The following is a 3,918-nucleotide window of genomic DNA, read 5'->3' as shown; positions in this document are numbered from 1 at the left end:
GTGGTTCACGGCGCGGCTCAGCTTGAGGAGTTTTAATGGTTCGTTCTGAGCGTCGGCGAGGTATGCCCCTGACCGGCTGGTCTTTTGCGCCGTCTTTCGCCTGTGCGTCTCGTGTATTTGGTGTGCGCGCCTCGGTTGGTTCTGACCGAGGCGCTACTTGCCGCATCCGTAAGGGTGCAGCTTTGGGCGCCAGTGCCGCGTTGACTCTTCTGCCGTTGTGGACCCCGCTGGCGCCTGCTGCCTGGGCGACGGACCCGACTCCTTCCGCTTCTGCGTCTCCGAGCCCTAAGAGGGAGGTGACGGCGACTCCTTCGCCGTCGGGTACTGCGGTTCCGAAGACTTCGGCGACTCCGAGTCAGGGCGCGTCAACCACGAATGGTGATGATGTTCGTCAGCGTGAGTATTGGCTGAATGAGTACGGTATTACGTCCTTGTGGTCGCAGGCTACGGGTAAGGGCGTGACGGTTGCTGTGATTGATACGGGCGTGGACGGTACCCACCCGGATCTTGAAGGTAATGTTCTGCGCGGTTATGACGCCTCGGGCGTTGGTAGCGAGGACGGCTGGAAGGGCCTGGGCGCTGAGCCGATGCACGGCACGGAGGTCGCTTCTCTGATTGCCGGTCACGGTCACGATACGCGGGGCTATTCTGCAATTGCAGGTCAGCCGGGTAAGCCGACCGGTGTGATTGGTGTAGCTCCCGATGCGAAGATTCTGCCGATTTCGCTGAATATGGGTACGACCGGCGGTAAGAGCATTGATGAGCAGATCCCGGCGGCGGTGCGTTACGCGGTCGATAATGGGGCTCAGATTATTAACATGTCGATTGGCTCGAATAAGACGAGCTGGCCGCAGAGCTGGGATGAGGCGTTTGCCTACGCTGAGCAGAAGGGCGTGCTGATTGTTGCGGCTGCGGGTAACCGCGGTAGCGGCTTGACGCAGGTTGGTGCTCCGGCGACGATTCCTGGCGTGTTGACGGTTGGTGGTATTGACCGGAAGAAGGCTGTTGCTGAGGGCTCGTCGACTCAGGGCATTTCGATTGCTGTGGTTGCTCCGAGTACGGATATGATTGCGGCTGCTCCGGGTAACGGGTACATGATTTGGTCTGGTTCTTCGGCTGCTGCGCCCTTGGTGACGGGTGTTGCGGCGTTGTTGAAGCAGAAGTATCCGAAGGAGTCTGCGGCTCAGTTGGCTCAGCGTTTGATTGCTTCGGCTGATGATGCTGGCGTGACGGGCCGTGACCCTTTGTATGGTTACGGTATTTTCAATCCGCAGGATGCAATGGCTTTGGCGGCGCCTACGGTGACGGCTAATCCGTTGGGTTCTATTTCTGAGTGGATTGCGGTGCATCGTAAGCGGCAGGTGAGCGATCCGACTCCTAGCGATGCTGCGCCGGTCCATGAGGAGGGTGAGAGCATTGTGAAGGCGGCGGCGCCGGATGCGCGTCGCCCTCCGGAGGATCGTGGCTGGTTGCCACCGGTGATTTTGGCGGCGCTGGTGTTGTGGCTGACGATTATTACGGCTGGTTCTGTGCATCGTTTGCACAGGATGCATGTGAGCGCGGGGCAGGCTGCGCGGATGGCTCGTGCGGCGGCGCATCATCCGGGGTCTCATCGGGGTACTCGCCGGACCTCTCGTTAGTACTGTTTGATGACGTTTTTCTGTTGTACAGTGGCTTTTCTGTTCGCCCGGGGCTGACTTTTGAGTTGGCCCCGGGCTTTATTGTTTGGGTTGGGGGTTCTGGCAGGATAAGCAGTAATAAACGAAAATATCGAACACGCCGCGTAAAAATCAGAAAGGGTGTTTTTGACCGTAACCACCATTAAGGGGTGAACCCCGTTCAGATGCGCAAAACTTTTAACTTAGGGTGCGCCCTGAGACGGCATAAGTGCGAAATTACCTAAACAAAGGCGTAAAATAGAAGATAACAGGTATGTGATAGACAGGCTCGTGCTGCTAGCCACTTCGCGTTGCGCAAGGACTTCCAGAGCGGGCCGCTTTGTTCGTCAGGGGAGCTTTCGGAACGACCCGAAAGTTGCACATACCACCCTACCGGGGCTACCGAACCTCGGTACCTAAAGACTAGGAAGTAACAAAATGGCATTCACTAAGGTGGCACAGGACCGTCCTCGCGTCCTGATCGTCGGTGGCGGCTACGTCGGCTTCACCGTTGCTAAGAAGATCCAGAAGGCTATCAAGGAGACCGGTGGCGTTGTCACCATCGTTGAGCCGAACCCCTACATGACTTACCAGCCCTTCCTCCCCGAGGTTGCAGCAGGTTCCATGGAAGGCCGTAACGCAACTGTGCCGCTGCGCCAGCACCTGCGCGACACCGAGCTGATCCCCGGCCGCGTTCTCTCCATCGACCACGCAAACCGCACCGCTGTAGTGGAGCCCACCGATAACGGTGAGCCCTTCGAGCTGAAGTACGACGAGATCGTCCTCGGCGCAGGCGCTGTGACCCGTGCATTCCCGATTCCGGGTCTGGCAGAGGTTGCTATCGGTCTGAAAACCATTGAAGAGGCAGTTTCTGTTCGTAACTGGGTTCTGGACCGCATCGAGGTCGCATCCATGCTGTCCGACCCTGAAGCACGTCGTCGTGCCCTGACCTTCGTCGTTGTTGGTGGTGGCTTCGCTGGCGTTGAGACCATCTCCGAGCTCGAAGACATGGCACGCGTTGCTGTCGAGCGCAACGAGCGTCTCTCCGTTTCCGACCTGCACTTCGTCATGGTCGAGGCTGCACCGCGCATCATGCCCGAGGTCCCCGCAGACCGTGCAGAGAAGGTTGTTGCAGAGCTGCGTGCACGCGGCATCGAGATTCTGCTGAACACCTCCCTCTCCGACGCAACCGACGGCAACCTGCAGCTGATCAACATGGCTGACAAGTCCCCCGCAGGCGAGATCAAGACCGACACCCTGATCTGGACCGCAGGTGTGGCAGCATCCCCGATGCTGAAGAACACCGACTTCCCGATCGACGAGCGTGGCCGCGTTCGCGTGAGCGCAGACCTGCGCGTCACCGGCGATGACGGCGTGGTTGAGGGTGCATGGGCTGCAGGCGACAACGCAGCTGTTCCGGACCTCTCCGGCGGCGGCGTGGGTGGCTTCTGCGTTCCCAACGCTCAGCACGCTTCCCGCCAGGCTGTCGTTCTGGCTAAGAACCTGCTGGCTGCTCGCCGCGGCGAGCCCCTGACCGACTACTACCACGAGACCATCGGTGTTGTGGCAGGTCTGGGCCTGTGGAAGGGCGTTGCAAACTTCAAGGGCAAGACCATTGGCGGCCCGCTGGCATGGATCATGCACCGCGGCTACCACGGCTCTGCAATCCCCACCACCGAGCGTACCGTTCGCGTTATGACCACCTGGGCACTGAACCAGATCTTCGGCCGCGACACCTCCTCGATTCGCCACCAGCGCTCCCCGCGCCTGGCATTCCAGGAAGCAACCGGTACTGCACCGGCACGCCAGAAGGCAAAGCTCTAAAATAGCCTGACTTAGGGGTATGCTCCCTGAGATAGCGCACTTGAGATAAAGCAAAGGGCGGTGTGGAAGACTTCGGTCTTCTGCACCGCCCGTTTTTGTGTCCGGATGCTCGCCAGCTGCCCGGCTTAGTCGCCCACCTGTGCTTTTGCGTGGTGATTGCTGTGGCTGAGCGTGGGGAACCGTTTGAAATGTGTTTCTGCTTAGGTTCGGGTGCGTTTTCGTGGAATAATAGGTGTTTGTGCCCCGAACTATGCGGGGTGCGCCCCCATAGTCCAATTGGCAGAGACAGAGGACTTAAAATCCTTGTGTTCTGGGTTCGAGTCCCAGTGGGGGCACTGCATAGACACGCGTAGATGCGCGGTATAGATAGGCGGCGGCTCTTCCCGTAGGGGAGGAGTCGCCGCTCGCGTGTTTGAAGGTTTACATGTCTGGGTTT

General features: G+C 59.2%; 2 protein-coding genes and 1 tRNA gene. All 3 read left to right on the top strand.

Annotated elements, in window-relative coordinates; translation table 11 throughout:
* The first annotated feature begins 35 nt into the window (after positions 1 to 35).
* The 3 genes from HXO69_RS08760 to HXO69_RS08750 all read left to right on the top strand — a co-directional run bounded on the left by HXO69_RS08760 (position 36) and on the right by HXO69_RS08750 (position 3,817).
* Positions 36 to 1,640: a S8 family serine peptidase gene (locus HXO69_RS08760; protein ID WP_296546576.1), complete on the top strand. Its 1,605-nt coding sequence runs from the start codon at positions 36 to 38 to the stop codon at positions 1,638 to 1,640.
* A gap of 456 nt (positions 1,641 to 2,096) precedes the next feature.
* Entirely contained in the window at positions 2,097 to 3,482 is a 1,386-nt protein-coding gene (locus HXO69_RS08755) for an NAD(P)/FAD-dependent oxidoreductase (RefSeq protein WP_296546575.1), read from the top strand.
* Between the two features lie 261 nt (positions 3,483 to 3,743).
* Positions 3,744 to 3,817, top strand: a tRNA-Leu gene (locus HXO69_RS08750).
* Positions 3,818 to 3,918: the final 101 nt, after the last annotated feature.

Source organism: Rothia sp. (in: high G+C Gram-positive bacteria), from assembly GCF_015265375.1.
GTDB lineage: Bacteria > Actinomycetota > Actinomycetes > Actinomycetales > Micrococcaceae > Rothia.
This window is presented reverse-complemented; position numbering and strand designations above follow the sequence as displayed.

Bases quoted from the DNA above. Each gene is read 5' to 3' on its own strand.
- HXO69_RS08755 (WP_296546575.1), top strand. From the start codon at position 2,097: ATGGCATTCACTAAGGTGGCACAGGACCGTCCTCGCGTCCTGATCGTC.
- HXO69_RS08760 (WP_296546576.1), top strand. From the start codon at position 36: ATGGTTCGTTCTGAGCGTCGGCGAGGTATGCCCCTGACCGGCTGGTCT.